Origin of the sequence: Staphylococcus sp. 17KM0847 (assembly GCF_013463155.1) — a bacterium.
Taxonomy (GTDB): domain Bacteria; phylum Bacillota; class Bacilli; order Staphylococcales; family Staphylococcaceae; genus Staphylococcus.
Genome location: NZ_CP040781.1, coordinates 797,606 through 814,638, shown reverse-complemented (window position 1 = coordinate 814,638; position 17,033 = coordinate 797,606). Strand labels below are relative to the sequence as shown.

Here is a 17,033-nt window from a genome sequence, read left to right as displayed (position 1 = left end):
CATCAAAAATCATACTAATGGACGATACAGAAAAGTATATAGCACACCTTTACTGAAGTAGGGACAAAAACCTTTTGTCAAAATGTGCTTTTTGTTTTTTCTCATGTTACATCTCAAAAGGGTGATCCTCATTGATTAAAATACGTTCAATACATTTCGCTGTACCGTCTGAACGAATATCAATCAGCACACCTGATAACACACTTCGCCCTTCATCAGGTACGACGTGTCGCTGCGGTAAACTTGTAATAAAACGTTCAATCACTTCTGCTCGATTAATCCCTAAGATACCATCATAATAACCTGTCATACCCACATCTGTAATATATGCCGTCCCACGTGGCAAAATACGTTCATCTGATGTCTGAATATGTGTATGTGTGCCAACAACTGCACTGACACGACCATCTAAATACCAGCCTATCGCATTTTTCTCTGATGTTGTCTCAGCATGAAAATCAACAAATATATAGTCCGTTTGTTGCTTTGCTTCTTGAATCAGTTGATCCGCCTTTTTAAAAGGGTCATCAATGTCTTGCATAAATGAACGCCCCTGTAAGTTGATCACCGCTAACTTTTTATCATTAATATTAATAATGCGCATACCAACTCCCGGTGCCTCATCCGGAAAATTGGCAGGTCGTACAAGTCGTGTCGCCTCGTGAATAAAATCATAAATTTGACGTTGACCGTATGTATGATTGCCCATAGTCATAAAATCAACCCCTTCACGTAAAAGTTCTTTATAAATTTTCTCTGTTAAGCCTTTTCCGTGTGCTGCATTTTCTGCATTAACGATAGTCACTGTTGGGCGATATACTTTTTTTAACTTTGCAAGTTGGTCTGTAATGGCTTGACGCCCCACTTTACCTACAATATCCCCGATAAATAAAATTCTCATGCATGACGTCCTCTCTATTGATTAAAGTAGGTCAGGCATAAAATACAAACAGCAATCACTAGACATATTTTCACCTATACCTACTTCATAATTTCTCACTTTGTATCACTGTCTTATTTATTGTAGCGTGCTACACTATGATGTCAATCCATAGTATGCTCTTTTACATATAAAAGACGCATTGCATTTAATGTAACTAAAAGTGTTGCACCCATATCTGACATGATCGCAATCCATAATGTCAGCCAGCCGGGTATCACAAGTAGTAGTGCTATTATTTTTAAACCGATCGCAATGGCAATATTCGCCTTAATGATGCGCATCGTTTGACGACTCAAACGATATGTAAAAGGAAGTTTCGACATCTCATCACTAAGCAATGCAATATCAGCCGTTTCCAATGCCGTATCTGTACTTGCACCTCCCATTGATATACCGACATGCGCACGTGCTAATGCAGGTGCATCATTAACACCATCACCTACCATAGCGACAGTTTGATATTGCTGTTCTAACTTTTCAATATATTTCAACTTATCTTTAGGTAATAAGTTGGCATACACTTCGGTTAATTCAAGTTCTTGTGCAATTTTACGTGCAGTCTGGTCATGATCTCCTGTCAACATAATTCTCTTTGTGATACCTAGTTGTGCTAATTGTGCAATCGCAGCCTTAGATTGTGTTCTTACAGTATCTTTTACCGTAATTAACAAAGAGAGTGTATTGTTCATTCGAACTACAATTACTGTTTCACCTCTTGCCTGATGTTCAGTTATTGTTCGCTTCATCGCTTCAGTCAGCTCAGCCTCAAAATAATCAGGCTTTGCAATAACAATACGCTGTCCTTCAACATCTGCCTGTATCCCTTCACCTGTCATAGCTTGAAAATTTGTGACTTTTAGATGAGATGTACCGTACTGCTGCTCAATATACGCTGTCATCGCACGTGCAAGAGGATGTTGTGCACGGCGTTCCACCGCATATACACATCGCATGATGTCTTGCACTGTATCATGTGAAGATAACGCTATCACGTCTATCACTTCAGGCTCACCCATAGTCAGTGTACCCGTTTTATCAAAAGCCATCGCTTTCACTTTACTCAACTGTTCAAGGTAGATACCTCCTTTAATAAGCACGCCGTTTTTGGCCGCTGTACTAATACTTGAAACAATTGAAATCGGTGTAGAAATCACCAATGCACAAGGACAACCAATCACTAAAACAGAAAGCCCTTGATAAACCCAAGTATGCCATTCCCCGCCAAATAGTATCGGTGGTATCAACATCACGAGAAAAGCAATCCCCATAATCACAGGTGTATAATACTTGGCAAATGTTTCAATAAAAGCTTGTGCAGGCGCTTTTTCAACTTGGGCATCTTCTACCATTTTGATCACTTTCGCAATTGTCGTATTTTCTGATGTATGTGTCACTTCTATTTCTAATATGCCATCATTATTCAATGTTCCTGCATAAACTGTATCGCCCACACTTTTCTCAACAGGTATGGATTCTCCAGTAATCGTTGCTTGGTTGACTGCTGCACGCCCTGCCTTAACCTTACCATCGAGTGCTATTTTTTGACCCGTTTTTACATATAATATATCTCCTATACATACTTCATCTACAGGTATTTGTATCGTTCTATCTTGACGTATAATAGTCGCTTCATCGGGTGCAATCGCCATTAAAGCAGTCATCGATTGACGTGCTTGACGCATAGAGAATGCCTCTAACGCCTCACTCAATGCAAACAATATCACCACAACCGCAACTTCTCCCCATTCTCCAATGAGCGCTCCACCTATGACAGCAACAGTCATTAATGTCCGCATATCAAACTCTAAATGTATTAAATTATAAATCCCTTGCTTGAGTAACGAAGCTCCGCTTATAACGATAGCACTTCCAAAAAGTAATAGCGTTAACAGAGATGTGTTCTGATCGATCCATTCCGATAAATATCCGAAAACAATTAGTAACGTTGCAAAACAAAGCGATTGATGCGTTTCGTAAAAGGATTTGATTTTTTGCAATATATTTTGAGCGTCAGAATGTTTTTCAACTTCTTTTTGATGCGCTTTTGGATTGTTAGAGTACACTTTAATATTTTCAAACGCACCTGCTTGTTCGATTTCCTCAATCGTAGGCGACCCTTCAATGTATATTTTAGATGCAGCAAAATTAACTTGTGCTGATGTGACAGACGGTAACGCCGATACATTGCGTTCAAACTTTGCAGCACAATTCGCACAAGACATCCCTTCGACGATATATGTTGACTTAGTCTTTGTCATCTTCAGTCACTTCTTTCTTATGCTCAATTGAAATCATCATAATCTGACGTATATGCTCATCGTAAATACGATAAAATGCGCGCTTCCCTTCCTTGCGATATACGACTACACCATTTTTATACAGTACACGTAAATGATGTGATGTATTTGCAACGGTTAAGTTTAAAATTTCCGCTAAATCACATACGCATAACTCATCATGCAAACATAGCGCATAGGTGATTTTGGCACGATTTAAATCCGCAATACTTTTAAACATCAAACTCACACTTTCGATATGAGCATGGCTGAGTGATTCTTTGGCTTCTTGTACCCGTTCTTCATCAATGAAAAAAGTATCACAACGCATCGACGATTGACCCATCGTCTTCACCACCTTTTATTCAAATATTGATTTGAATATAGTATAAATTGTCACCCTTTATTATTCAAGTCATCACTTGAATGTTTTGAAACACATTAACTTAAAAAATACATCCACTACCTTTCAAAGGTAGGGATGTATTTTCAGCAATATAAGAACGGCTTATTCTTAAATTATGCGTTGGGTTAAATATTAAACATTTTATTTCTCTTCTTTTTTACGACGACCAAACAAGAACAGGCTACCTAAAGCAGCAATCAAGCTACCAAACAGCGTTGTATTTGTGGCTTGTTCACCTGTATCCGGTAAACCTTTGCCACCTTTTGTACCTTTGTGACCGTGTGTACCACTATGGTCAGCATCACTGTCGGCATCTGCATCACTATCTGCGTCAGCGTCACTGTCCGCATCCGCGTCACTATCGGCGTCGGCATCACTATCTGCGTCGGCATCACTATCTGCATCCGCATCACTGTCGGCGTCGGCATCACTGTCTGCGTCGGCATCGCTATCTGCATCCGCATCACTATCGGCATCCGCATCACTATCCGCATCGGCGTCACTATCGGCGTCGGCATCGCTATCGGCATCCGCGTCACTATCTGCGTCGGCATCGCTATCTGCATCTGCATCACTATCTGCGTCAGCGTCACTATCTGCGTCGGCATCGCTATCAGCATCCGCATCGCTATCTGCATCCGCATCACTGTCGGCGTCGGCATCACTATCTGCATCCGCATCACTATCTGCGTCAGCATCACTATCGGCGTCAGCATCACTATCTGCATCCGCATCACTATCTGCGTCAGCATCACTATCTGCGTCAGCATCACTGTCCGCATCCGCATCACTATCTGCATCCGCATCACTATCTGCATCCGCATCACTATCGGCGTCAGCATCACTGTCCGCATCCGCATCACTGTCTGCATCCGCATCACTGTCCGCATCCGCATCACTATCGGCATCCGCGTCACTATCCGCATCCGCATCACTATCGGCGTCAGCATCACTATCGGCGTCCGCATCACTATCTGCATCCGCATCACTATCCGCATCGGCGTCACTATCGGCGTCGGCATCACTATCCGCATCGGCGTCACTGTCCGCATCCGCATCACTATCCGCATCGGCATCCGCATCACTGTCCGCATCCGCGTCACTATCTGCGTCAGCATCACTGTCGGCGTCGGCATCACTATCTGCATCCGCGTCACTATCTGCGTCAGCATCACTATCTGCGTCAGCGTCACTATCTGCATCGGCATCGCTATCTGCGTCAGCATCGGCGTCGCCTTCGTCAGGTTCTGGGAATTCTGGTTGTACTGGTAAATCTGGATTAACCTCTAACTCTTCTTCAATATGTGCGCGTACTGTAACAGTATCCACCGGACTCAATCGTCCTCTCAAGGTATCATCTTCTAAATAAGCACTTAATTGCGGATCTTCATAAATATTAGCTTCTACTAAAGTAGCGGAGGAACGAAGTTGTGGATAGGCTTCCCATCTAGCTAAAAGCCCTATATCATGTAAACTATCTTTTTTTATGTTATTTATATCTATATCGTGTTCCATACTAATAATATAACTATATTCATCTGTTGGCATTGTCAAGTTAATTACGCTATTATTCCCAATATAAGAATTAAAATCATCTCGCACTTTATTATACTCAAGGATTTCTTTTGTTACATCTTCATATTCATTTACATGTGTAATACTGCTTTGACTTGCATTAATATTTTTAGGGATACGATATACTTTTAGAGATTTCAACGCTTTATCGTCTATTTTAACTGCTGATTCTGTATCAGACATTACACTTGTTGCGTTACCTGCATCACTTTGAATATCTCTATTAGATAGATATATATATGATGTCCCTATATTTTTATACTTTTCATAAGTATATAATTTATTTTCTACTTCAGCTAATGAATATTTAATACCTGGTATATCGCCTTGCTCTTTAATCATATCTTCATAATTCTTCTTATCTTCTTTTAATCTCTTGATTTCTTCTTCTAACCACTGATTTTTAATTTTCAAATTATATTGATCAGGGTTAATCTGTGTATAACTTTTAATTGTTCCTTTACTTTTATCATAGTCGTCTAGTACAGAACGTATACCAAGAAAGGAACCATAACTTTGAGCATAAGCTAAATCTTTATTATAATGTGTCTCTTCATAATCTACATTAACTTTGTAAGATAGTTCTTTATTTCCAATGGTATGCGTTAATTGTTGTTCTCCTTCTTCTGTTACTTTTTGACGGTCTACATAGTCTTTACCATTGTAAATTATATTAAATTTCGAAGATAAACCTTTAATACTATCTAAAAATTGATACGTGATTTTCTTTGTTTGGTTATCAAAGTTAATCGCTTTTGCCACTTCAATATCTGGATTAGATTCTAAATAAAATGATGGTAATTGGACTTTAATATCATCTTCATAATTACCATTTAAATCAACCAAATCAGAATATTGGAAAGTAAAATAATCGCCTGCATTAACATCTGATACTGTCGCTTTAATTTGATAGTCTGATGGTTTTAAACCTTTATTAGAAGCTGTATCTGAAAATAAAAATCTACGAAAACCATCTATATTTTCCGGATCTGCATAACCATCAATATTTTCAAAGTTATTATATAAATAATCTGACCAACCTTGTTGTATCAAATCACCATTTTCGTCATAATACCCATGATAAACATCTGTTCGCTTTGCATCTGGATATTTTTCTTTAAAGTCTTTCACAAACTTTTCAAACGCTTCATTAATTTCCTCGGCTGGTCCATAGTCGATTACGTCTTCAATTTTATTGTCTTTGACATCAATTGTAGCGTCTGAAATTTTATGGTCTACATTCTTTTTCAATTCAGGTTGTTGTGCTTTTTGTTCTGTTGTTGTAGCGTCTGTTGCTGCTCTTAATGCAGTATTCGGTTGAGCAGGTTCTACTGTTTCATCTTGTGCTGTTGTTGGGGCTTTCGGTTTTGTTTTACTCGATAGAATTTCTTCAACTTCACCTGTTTCGGCATTCTTTTTCGTTGTTCTTGTGATGTCTGATGTTTCACCTTTGTCATTAGTCACTGTACTTTTTTCTACGGTATCTACCGTTTGAGGGGCTTCTTCTGCTTGAGGTGTCTCTTCAGTGTTTTCAACAGTTTCGGTATTTGCTTGTGGTGTGTCTTCATTGTTTTCAACAGCTTCTGTTTCTGTTGCTTGAGGGGTTGGGGCTGGTGTTTCTGTCGATTCTGGAATATCTGTTTCAGCAGTTGTTGCTTCTGATGTTTGTTGTGCTACTTCTGTTGTTTCAACGTTTCCTTCGTTTTCTGCAGCTTGTGCGGATTGTGTCGCTCCTAAAAATAATAATGTTGTGATAACGGCGGATCCTGCGCCAAATGAGAATTTACGAATACTAAAAATCTGTTGTTTTCTATCGTATTGACGATACTTTGACATATTGCCTCATTTCCTTTCCTTGATTATTGATTGTGTACAATTAGTCTATCAAGGGCGTGTACCGTCTTTGTATATCTCTTTTAAAACATCTGTCCTTTATCTTTTATTCCTCCATATCTCCACTTCTCAGCACATGGTATAAATATTCAAAAAAAAAAAAATCTCTCTTATTTTCGGATTTTACATGATGCCAAGAGGTTCAAAAAAAGGAGATTATGTTGGTATTTTAGTGCGGGACGTCTATTATGATATGCCCATCGCTATGGATAGCTTGAATTTTTATAATACATACAAAAAGACAATGCCCCTTGAGGAACATTGTCTCTTTTGTTATTATTTGGCATATTCAATTGCTCTCGTCTCACGTACAACTGTCACTTTAATATGACCCGGATATTGAAGTTCTCCTTCAATTTGGTCTTTAATATCTCTTGCTAGTCGATGTGAATGTAAGTCATCAATTGCTTCAGGTGACACAATGACGCGTATTTCTCGTCCTGCCTGAATCGCATATGCTTTTTCTACACCATCATAGTTCTCAGAAATTTCTTCTAAACGCTCTAAACGTTTAATATAGTTTTCTAATGTTTCTTTTCTTGCACCCGGTCGTGCTGCAGATAATGCATCAGCGGCTGCAACAAGAATTGAAATAATGGAAGTCGGTTCAACATCACCATGATGTGAGTGAATTGCGTTAATCACTGTTTCAGACTCTCCATATTTTTTAGCAAGCTCCACACCGATTTCCACGTGACTGCCTTCTACTTCATGGTCAATTGCTTTACCGACATCATGAAGTAAGCCTGCGCGTTTGGCAATGGTTACATCTTCATTCAACTCTGCGGCCAACATTCCTGATAAATGTGCTACCTCAATCGAATGTTTCAAGACGTTTTGACCATAGCTTGTACGATAATGCATACGACCTAAAATTTTCACAAGATCTGGATGCATATTGTGAACATTGAGTTCAAATGTCGCATGTTCACCTGCATCGCGAATAATCTCATCAACGTCACGACGCGCTTTATCCACCATATCTTCTATGCGTCCCGGGTGAATACGGCCATCCGATACAAGATTAATCAATGCTGTTTTCGCAATTTCTCGTCGAATCGGGTCAAAACCAGATAAAATTACAGCTTCTGGTGTATCATCGATAATCAAATCGATACCCGTTAACGTTTCAAGTGTACGAATATTACGTCCTTCACGGCCAATAATACGACCTTTCATCTCATCATTTGGCAAGTTCACAACGGATACTGTCGACTCTGATGTATGTTCAGCTGCAAATCGTTGGACTGTCGTTGCTAAAAGTTCTTTCGCAGTTTGATTCACTTTTTCTTTGGCTTCACGTTCTTTTTCCTTAACAAGTACTGCAATATCTTGTGACAGTTCATTTTCTACACGTGCAAGTTGTTCGTTGCGTGCTTCTTCTTGTGTGAGACCGGAGATGCGTTCTAATTCTTGTTCGTGCTTCATTATTATTGCTTGAACACTACTCTCTTTTGCATCTACTTGTTGTTGTCTTTCTTCAACTTTGGATTCTTTTTGCTCTAAAATCTCATCTTTTTTATCTAACAAATCAGATTTACGCTCCAAGTTTTCCTCTTTTTGAAGAAGTCGGGATTCTTGCCTTTGAAGTTCACCACGACGTTCTCTGAGCTCGTTTTCTGTCTGCTCACGAATTCTTTGGTTTTCTTCTTTAGCTTCGATTAATTTCTCTTTTTTCAAGTTCTCTGCTTCTTTGTCCGCTTGTTCAATTATATCTTTTGCAGTATTTTTCGCTTGTAACTGCTTTTGATAAATTAAGTTTTGGGCAATAAAATACCCCGCAACAACTCCTAGAATAATACCCAGCAAAACGAGTACGAAGGTTAATAAATTCACACAAACACCTCCTTTTTCTAGGATTTGCATCTGTATGTTAACAAATCTATATGATTATATAAATATAACTGAAAATCATACATATTTAATTGTACGTTTTGAAGTAATAAAAATCAAGACTTCTGTCATGATTCGTCTGATATCCTCACGTATAAAAATAGATTCAAATTGTGGATTGTACTTTTCAATACAACATACAAAACAACAGCTGATATTCCTATCAACTGTTGTATCTTCCTTATGCTATTCATCAAAAAGCGTTTCAGGTTCTTTAGAGGCTGTCTCTTCACTTTCTGATGCATCACCATCAAATATTCCTAATTTTTCACGTAATTTTTGATCAATTTCGGCTTCAAGTTGTGGATTTTCTTTTAAGAAGAGTTTTACATTCTCTTTACCTTGTCCCATACGTTCACCATTATATGAATACCATGCACCCGATTTATTAACGATGTCATGTGCTACACCGAGATCGATTAATTCACCTTCACGTGAAATACCTTGACCATACATAATATCTACTTCTGCCACTTTGAATGGTGGTGCAACTTTGTTTTTAACTACTTTAATCTTTGTTCGATTACCTACAATATCCTGACCTTGCTTCAGTTGCTCAGCTCGACGCACCTCTAAACGGACAGAGCTATAAAACTTCAATGCACGACCGCCCGGTGTCGTTTCAGGGTTTCCGAACATAACGCCTACTTTTTCACGGATTTGGTTAATGAAGATCGCCGTTGTTTTTGATTTTGAAATCGCTGCTGATAGTTTACGCAAGGCTTGAGACATTAAACGTGCTTGTAAGCCGACATGTGTATCGCCCATTTCACCTTCGATTTCGGCTTTTGGTGTTAATGCTGCTACCGAATCGACAATAACAATATCAACTGCACCACTGCGCACGAATGCCTCTGCAATTTCTAATCCTTGCTCTCCATGGTCTGGCTGTGACAAATATAAATTGTTAATGTCTACACCTAGTGCCTCAGCATATACTGGGTCTAAAGCATGCTCTGCATCTATAAATGCTGCTACACCACCATTTTTTTGAACTTCTGCAATGGCATGTAAAGCAACCGTTGTCTTACCTGAGCTTTCTGGGCCGTATACTTCGATAATACGCCCTTTAGGATAGCCGCCTACACCTAATGCATGATCTAATGTTACCGAACCTGTTGAAATCGTTGATACGTTGCGGTCTTTGTTATCTCCTAACTTCATCACCGCACCTTTACCAAATGATTTTTCCATATTCTTTATTACCGTATCCAATGCTTTTTGACGTTCGTTATCCAATGTCAATACCTCCTGCTTTATCGCAATTCTTTTTATACTGATATACTTCTATATGATTCATATATGATTTTAGATTTTTCTATCGTTCATTATTTCATCGATGTGATCTGATTTAGTTATACTATACAAGGTTTCCTTTAAGATTACAAGTGTTTTAGCGAATGTTTGTTCGATTATTTTGCATTGAAGTCTGTTTTAACGAACAAACGTACTCAACCCATCATTTTTGCTTACTTTTCTTTATCCAATTCAACCACGCAATGAGTACATAGTTTTGGCTACGGTCTCTTTGCAAGTTGCGTTGTGACGGCATTTTAAAATGTTCTATATCGAAGTGACTGCCACTCAAAAAGCCGATATAGACTGTATTATCAACAGATAGTATGCTTATCGCTTGTTCTGTCTGATAAAGCGATTGTACAAATAATGCCCCAGTCCATAACTGCGTCTCTATTTTAGCTGAACAATCAATAAACTGCTCATGATGTATCATATACCCTTTCATGACTTGTTTGTTGCCTTGTGCTACCAACCGTGCGTGAAGTAAGCCTTGTGTGACACCATCATATAGCGCAATTGTGTGATGTTGTTGTGCGAATACGGCTTGTTCAGGTGTTATATCATTAGAGCCATAATAATAGTGACCCAGTCGTGCTAATATTTCTTTTTTAATCGGTTGAATATATGTTCGACACACCGCTTCATCTCTACCACTTGCGGTTAATCGAATCGTCACCTCATGTTGACCTGCTAATGGAGCAATCGTCGGATTGGTTTGGGCCTCTATTAAATCCAGTAACTCGGTTTCAACTTGTGACTCGCCAATACCACAAAATCGAAGCACTTCTGAATAAATGGTCTGCCCGGACTGTTGGAAATAGGGCATGAATTCATTGTCTAACATCGGCTGCATCTCACTTGGTGGTCCCGGTAACATCACGACATGTGTATTTTCATATACAATATACATACCCGGTGCCATGCCAAAATGATTGTCTAAGACTGTTGCACCTTCAATAACAAGTGCCTGTTGTTGATTGTTTGGCGTCATCACTTTATCCTGTGCTTTAAAATAGGACTCGATGTAGGCTAATGCACGCTGATTCATGACTAACGTCTTTCCCATGATATGTGCAACAGTTTGTTTCGTTAAATCATCTTTTGTAGGTCCCAGCCCTCCTGTATAAATGACTGCATCATACTGTGCCATTGCTCGCTGTGTTACACGTGCAAGTCGCTCTGGATTATCTCCAACAACGATATGTTCAAGTACGTGATGTCCTGCCTCGTTCAGTACACGTGAAATATACTGTGCGTTGGTATTTGCAATTTGCCCTAACAACAATTCTGACCCTACGCCGATAATACATACTTTCATTGTATATCCTCCTTATGACATATAAAACAAATGCGTCACACCCTAAGCGCTACTGCGCCTTTACGTAACACTTATTTAAAACTTTAAATCTATCACTTTTATTTTTTAAATGTCCTTTTCCGTTATTTGTATATCTATTATATCCTATCCCTCCGTTTAATAAACGACCACAATAAAAGAGGCTGAAACATCTCAATGTCTCTAGCCTCTAAAATGCATTTGCTCATATTGTCACTTCGCAATAAACAGCACTTATGCTTGTTTGTCTTGTAAAAAGACATCTCGCCCTTTGTAAAAATATTCAATCCCAGATAATACTGTAAAAAAGACGCCGATGTATAATAAAATTTGACCGAGTGCTAAGCCTATCCATTGACTGAATGGCTCTCCTAAAAGGATCAAAACAAGCGCTATCATTGTAACAGCTGTTTTAATTTTTCCAAGTTGTCCTGCCGCGCTAACAAAGCCTTGTTCAATCTGTAATAAGCGTAACCCTGTTACTGCAAATTCACGCGCAATAATGATAATCGCAACGACTGAATTTGTTAAACCTAGCTCAACTAATACGATGAGCGCTGCAGATACAAGTAGTTTATCTGCCAGAGGGTCTAAAAATTTCCCCATATTTGTCACAAGTTGCCATTTTCGCGCCAAATAACCATCTATAAAGTCACTTAACGACGCTAGAATAAAGATTAAGCCACTGATTAGAAACTCAATGCGTATCGACTGACCCCCTAAAAATGCCACTTGACCCATACCAAAATCAACGAGCGCAAAAAGCATAAATAGTGGAATGAGTATAACACGAAATAGTGTAATCTGATTAGGTATATTCATTGTTCTGCCTCATTTCAATAATCTTTTCATACCGTCCTATTATAACATAAGTGTCAAAAGCACCCATAACACAGCTGTTATTACGAATGCACCACCCATTACGAATGCCAGTTGCTTCGTTTCTTTGTCTGGCTGCTGCTGAGAAAGATCTATTTGATTCGTCATAACCTGATGTGAAACGTCTGCCATCGTATGGTCTATTTTAGGCAGTTCTTGTTGATGTTTTTCGATCAACTGTGTACTCTCAATATTGACAGCTTTTGCATATTTGCGAATAAAGCCAATCACATAACGCTGATGGCTCAATAATTCAAACTGATTGTGCTCAATAGCCCTTAATGTTTCTCGTCGAATCTGCGTACGCTTTTCCAATTCTGATAACGTCATCCCTAAACGTTCACGCTTACTTTGTAATACTTCACCTATCAATTTCAACTGACTTCCTCCTCAAACCTTACAGTGAACCAAATCCATCACCGAAGCCACCAAAAGTATCACCAAAATCTAAATTATTTTTACTGCGTACTGTTTGTTGTTTCATTGCTTCATATTCGATTTTCTGATTTTCTTCAGCACGCAATTCAATAATATAATCAAAGTCATCCATCACATAATCACTCGCCTCTACAAATAAATCAGGATGCTCTACAACTTTGATGGATGGTAGCGACATCACTTCTCTCACTAACTCTTGATGCTTAGGATTATGCTCTCTTGCTGTTACAGCACCGTCTATAATATAAACATGATCTTTATCGTACTCACCTTTAATCAATGAGCTACGTACGGTTTGTTTAATCAATGTGGAACTAATGAAAAGCCATCTTTTATGTGCAGATACACTCCCGGCAACAATAGATTCTGTTTTCCCAACGCGTGGCATGCCTCGGATGCCGATTAACTTATGCCCTTCTTCTTTGAATAGCTCTGCCATAAAGTCAACGAGTAATCCCAAATCATCACGTTCAAAGCGAAAGATTTTCTTATCATGTTTATCTTGTTTCAAATATCTACCGTGACGTACTGCTAAACGATCTTTAAGTTCTGGCGGTCTCAATACACGTAAAGAAATATCATCAATTTCTTGTAATAGTGTTTCAAAGCGCTTCACCTTTTCTTCACTATCCGATTTAATAATAAAAGCACGTGTCGACGTCTCAATACCATTAATTGAGCCAATATTAATGCCCATCATCCCCAACAAGCTCGAAACATCGCCGAGTAAGCCGGCACGATTTTTGTTAATATCATATTCTAAATACCATTCTTTCTTTTCAACGGTTGTCATCTCCGTTCACCCCTTTTAAAGCAGTCATACTTAGTCACATTATAACAATTATCGATACCAGCCACCATTAATACGTTGTACCGTTCCTGTAATACTTTTAGCATGTGGCGACAATAGATAAGATACCGTATGTGCAATCTCTTCAGGATCAATCAGTCGCTGTTGAGGCAATGTCTCGATCAGATCCTCTAAATCCGCATTATCCAGCTCATCACTCATTTTCCCAGCGACAACTCCCGGCGCAATGGCATTGACTGTAACTTGTGTTAATGCAAGCTCTTGACTTAGCGCTTTAACAAAACCAATCTGTGCCGCTTTCATCGCTGAATAAATCGTCTCAAAACTCGCTCCGGCTTCTCCCCATATCGATGACATAACAATAATACGTCCATGGTCACTTGCGATAAGCTGATTCACAAAATATTGCGTGATTTTAATAAAGTTATAGACATGCATATGGTAAGCTTCATGAATTTGAGAAGAGGTCATATCTTGTAACATCCCGTATAATGCACGACCGCTTACATAGATCAAAGCATCGATATTATGAATATTTTCCAAGACTTCAACTTCAATCGGTTGCGATACATCCAAATGCACCAGCTGTACAGGTTGACCTTCATATTGTGATATTAATGTAGATTGCGGAGTTTGATAGTACGTTAAAATGACTTCATAACCACGAGAAAGAAGGTCATGCACAATGGCACGACCTATCGTTCCTGATCCTCCTACGACAAGTGCTTTCATGATTGTTTCATCTCCAACCGACTATCTACAACGCTTGTCAAATCAAGGCGTTGTTGTACTGTGTCATTCATAGATGCTAACGTAATGTCATCAATAATTGTTAGAAGGTCAAATAAACTGACACCATCAAAATAAAATTTTGTCGATTGATTTGCGATATATTCTGGCGCATTTAAGCTTGAAATATATTCTCCCATAAATTGACGCTTTAACAGGTCAAACGCTTCTTGATCTTCAATACACCCCAACTTGCGATGTAACTCATCTAATAGCTGTTTTTTCAGTTGTTCTGGATGATGTGTTGTGGATGCAACAACTGAAAAGCTGTATGTCGGTTCAATAACAGACTGATAATTAAACGTCGTATCTATTAAGTTTTCGTTCAACAATGTTTGGTAAAATGGTGTCTCTTCTCCAAATACAAGCTCAAAGAAGAAAGACATTTCCATATTTTCTTGGACACGTTGACGCGCAGTGACCTGTCTCTGTTTGTTTTTAAAACCAAGCATCAGTCGAGGCGCTTGCACATCCATTGTCTCACGTATTGTTTCAGTTACAAGCGTATGGGGCTCATGCAACGGATCACGTATAATTTCAGGCTGCGCGGTAATATGACGTGCATCTTCATGGTTTTTAACCAGCTGATACATATGTTCTGGATCAACATCCCCTACAATGAATAACACCATATTCGATGGATGATAAAATGTCTCATAACAAAGATATAAGTCATCTTTCGTAATTTGATAAATGCTGTCGACACTCCCTGCAATATCCACTTTGACAGGATGATCTTGATACATACCACGCAACGTATTAAACATCAATCGATAACCCGGTTGTTCTTGATACATTTTAATTTCTTCAGCAATAATCCCTTTTTCTTTTTCTACGGATGCTTCCGTAAAATAAGGAGACTCTACCATCTTCAACAAGCGAATAATATTATCTTCTATGTAATTGGTTGCACTAAACAAATAACTTGTACGATCAAAACTTGTAAAAGCGTTGACTTGTGCATCATGTTCGGCAAAATCTGTAAACAAATCACCGTCTTCTTTTTCAAACAACTTATGTTCTAAAAAGTGTGCAACACCATCAGGCACTGTAACAAACGTATCTGAGCCATGTGGTTTAAAACGTGAATCGAGTGAGCCAAATTGTGTGGTGTATGTCACGAATGTTTTTTGAAAGCCAACCTTTGGAATAATAAAGAGGTTCAATCCATTATCCAATTGTGTTTGAAAAACAGTCTCATCAATTTGTTCATAATATGTTTTACGCATGTTCAGTCCCCTCCTTTGTCAAAATATAAATCGTATCCAGTTGTGCTTGTTGACAAAGTTGTTGAATATCTTCACGTGTGACGGCGTGTATTCGAGCTTCAAATGCTTCTTCAGATTCTGGTCGATCTACCAGTAATTGCTTATGCATTTGATCAATCATTTGTTTCGGACGGTCTTTTATTTCCTTGAGATGTGATAAAACGATTTTTTTGGCTAATTCCATCTTTTCATCTGTGAATGCGCCTTGTTTGAACTGATTAAAAGCTGTTATAATCGTTTCTTTCGCAACATGATATGCTGCGCTTGATACACCGCTCAAAACAAATAAAAAACCATTTTTTCCATCTATTTGAGAATGGATAGAATATGCAAGACTTTGTTTTTCACGCACTTCACTAAATAATACAGATGAAGGGTCGGCACCAAACATCACATTAAATACAATAAATGTCGCATAGTTAGACGCACAATACTGTGTTGGAAAGCGAAATCCCATATTAAGTTTAGCTTGATCAATGTCTGCTGTTTCCACAACTTCATTAACCGGTCGTGTTACATCAATGACTTGTCCAAATGCTGTCGGTTCATAAACGAATGGTTTCAAATTAAAGGCAGATTCTATTTTAGCTTTTGTTTGAGCTTTTTTGACATTCCCAATAACATAAACCGCACATTTATCATGATGCAACATATTTTGATATGTATCATATAATACTTCTGGCGTAATCGCTTCAAGATGTGTGCGTAAACCAATCGCTGGATAGCGATACGGATGGTCGCCAAACATATGCTCTAATAACTTCAAATACGCTAATTGTGTTTTATTGTCTTCAATCGAAATCAGCTTATTATCTAATAAACGCTTCTCTTGTGTTATAAATGTTGAATCAAATTGCCCATCTGTTACGAGTGGGTGGTATATGACTTCTTTTAATAAAGCAAGACCTTCATCTAATAAATCCGTATCATCTAATAAATAGCGTTCATTTACAATTTCCAAGCTGATCGTTATAACGTGCTGATCTTTAAACTTTGAAACTGTACTATTGATATATGCCCCATACAAATGAGATAAATGTTGCTTAAATGCTTTATCAGTTGGATATTTTTGTGTTGCACGTACGAGAAGTTCACTCAATAACGTACGTTCTGTCATGGTGTCGGTACTCAGTGGTGCCATAAATTTAAATGTGATTGTTGTTGTTTTAAATTTATCTGTTGGCATCACATGAATGGGTACTTGTGATTTTGATGGCATATACATTT

Annotated in this window: 13 protein-coding genes; all 13 read right to left on the bottom strand. The window is 38.4% G+C overall.

The genetic code is table 11. The features are described from left to right. Positions 1-106: 106 nt before the first annotated feature. On the bottom strand, positions 107-901 hold the full coding sequence (locus tag FGL66_RS03895; protein ID WP_180810287.1) for a TIGR00282 family metallophosphoesterase: 795 nt from the start codon (positions 899-901) through the stop codon (positions 107-109). Positions 902-1,044: 143 nt separating this feature from the next. Beyond that, a complete protein-coding gene (locus tag FGL66_RS03890) occupies positions 1,045-3,201 on the bottom strand; it encodes a heavy metal translocating P-type ATPase (protein WP_180810286.1) in 2,157 nt (718 codons plus the stop codon). Next, the gene (locus tag FGL66_RS03885; protein WP_258007305.1) at positions 3,188-3,565 is read right to left on the bottom strand and encodes an ArsR/SmtB family transcription factor; all 378 of its coding nucleotides are present in this window, start codon (positions 3,563-3,565) and stop codon (positions 3,188-3,190) included. Before FGL66_RS03885 ends, FGL66_RS03890 begins: the two co-directional genes overlap by 14 nt. Before the next feature lie 201 nt (positions 3,566-3,766). Continuing rightward, positions 3,767-7,036 carry a YSIRK-type signal peptide-containing protein gene (locus FGL66_RS09850; RefSeq protein WP_180810285.1) on the bottom strand — a complete coding sequence of 1,090 codons (3,270 nt, stop codon included), beginning with the start codon at positions 7,034-7,036 and terminating at the stop codon, positions 3,767-3,769. 333 nt (positions 7,037-7,369) lie between these two features. Beyond that, positions 7,370-8,929 carry a ribonuclease Y gene (rny, locus tag FGL66_RS03875; RefSeq protein ID WP_180810284.1) on the bottom strand — a complete coding sequence of 520 codons (1,560 nt, stop codon included), beginning with the start codon at positions 8,927-8,929 and terminating at the stop codon, positions 7,370-7,372. 243 nt (positions 8,930-9,172) lie between these two features. Continuing rightward, positions 9,173-10,225, bottom strand: a complete 1,053-nt coding sequence (gene recA, locus FGL66_RS03870) for a recombinase RecA (protein ID WP_180810283.1) — start codon at positions 10,223-10,225, stop codon at positions 9,173-9,175. 220 nt (positions 10,226-10,445) lie between these two features. Further along, positions 10,446-11,603: a CinA family nicotinamide mononucleotide deamidase-related protein gene (locus tag FGL66_RS03865; protein WP_180810282.1), complete on the bottom strand. Its 1,158-nt coding sequence runs from the start codon at positions 11,601-11,603 to the stop codon at positions 10,446-10,448. A gap of 252 nt (positions 11,604-11,855) precedes the next feature. After that, positions 11,856-12,443, bottom strand: coding sequence for a CDP-diacylglycerol--glycerol-3-phosphate 3-phosphatidyltransferase (gene pgsA / locus FGL66_RS03860; RefSeq protein ID WP_180810281.1), 588 nt, complete (start codon positions 12,441-12,443; stop codon positions 11,856-11,858). 39 nt (positions 12,444-12,482) lie between these two features. Continuing rightward, positions 12,483-12,878 carry a helix-turn-helix domain-containing protein gene (locus FGL66_RS03855; protein ID WP_180810280.1) on the bottom strand — a complete coding sequence of 132 codons (396 nt, stop codon included), beginning with the start codon at positions 12,876-12,878 and terminating at the stop codon, positions 12,483-12,485. Between the two features lie 19 nt (positions 12,879-12,897). Continuing rightward, positions 12,898-13,731 (bottom strand): YmfK family protein, encoded by an 834-nt coding sequence (locus FGL66_RS03850; RefSeq protein WP_180810279.1) that lies wholly within the window; start codon positions 13,729-13,731, stop codon positions 12,898-12,900. Between the two features lie 48 nt (positions 13,732-13,779). Then, positions 13,780-14,481, bottom strand: a complete 702-nt coding sequence (ymfI, locus tag FGL66_RS03845; RefSeq protein ID WP_180810278.1) for an elongation factor P 5-aminopentanone reductase — start codon at positions 14,479-14,481, stop codon at positions 13,780-13,782. Next, entirely contained in the window at positions 14,478-15,767 is a 1,290-nt protein-coding gene (gene yfmH / locus FGL66_RS03840; RefSeq protein ID WP_180810277.1) for an EF-P 5-aminopentanol modification-associated protein YfmH, read from the bottom strand. Before yfmH ends, ymfI begins: the two co-directional genes overlap by 4 nt. After that, the gene (gene yfmF / locus FGL66_RS03835; RefSeq protein ID WP_374757670.1) at positions 15,760-17,031 is read right to left on the bottom strand and encodes an EF-P 5-aminopentanol modification-associated protein YfmF; all 1,272 of its coding nucleotides are present in this window, start codon (positions 17,029-17,031) and stop codon (positions 15,760-15,762) included. The genes yfmH and yfmF overlap by 8 nt, the downstream gene beginning before the upstream one ends. Positions 17,032-17,033: the final 2 nt, after the last annotated feature.

Coding starts and splice junctions, on each gene's coding strand:
- ymfI (WP_180810278.1), bottom strand. CDS start 14,481: ATGAAAGCACTTGTCGTAGGAGGATCAGGAACGATAGGTCGTGCCATT.
- FGL66_RS03850 (WP_180810279.1), bottom strand. CDS start 13,731: ATGACAACCGTTGAAAAGAAAGAATGGTATTTAGAATATGATATTAAC.
- FGL66_RS09850 (WP_180810285.1), bottom strand. CDS start 7,036: ATGTCAAAGTATCGTCAATACGATAGAAAACAACAGATTTTTAGTATT.
- FGL66_RS03885 (WP_258007305.1), bottom strand. CDS start 3,565: ATGGGTCAATCGTCGATGCGTTGTGATACTTTTTTCATTGATGAAGAA.
- FGL66_RS03895 (WP_180810287.1), bottom strand. CDS start 901: ATGAGAATTTTATTTATCGGGGATATTGTAGGTAAAGTGGGGCGTCAA.
- yfmH (WP_180810277.1), bottom strand. CDS start 15,767: ATGCGTAAAACATATTATGAACAAATTGATGAGACTGTTTTTCAAACA.
- pgsA (WP_180810281.1), bottom strand. CDS start 12,443: ATGAATATACCTAATCAGATTACACTATTTCGTGTTATACTCATTCCA.
- FGL66_RS03890 (WP_180810286.1), bottom strand. CDS start 3,201: ATGACAAAGACTAAGTCAACATATATCGTCGAAGGGATGTCTTGTGCG.
- FGL66_RS03865 (WP_180810282.1), bottom strand. CDS start 11,603: ATGAAAGTATGTATTATCGGCGTAGGGTCAGAATTGTTGTTAGGGCAA.
- yfmF (WP_374757670.1), bottom strand. CDS start 17,031: ATGTATATGCCATCAAAATCACAAGTACCCATTCATGTGATGCCAACA.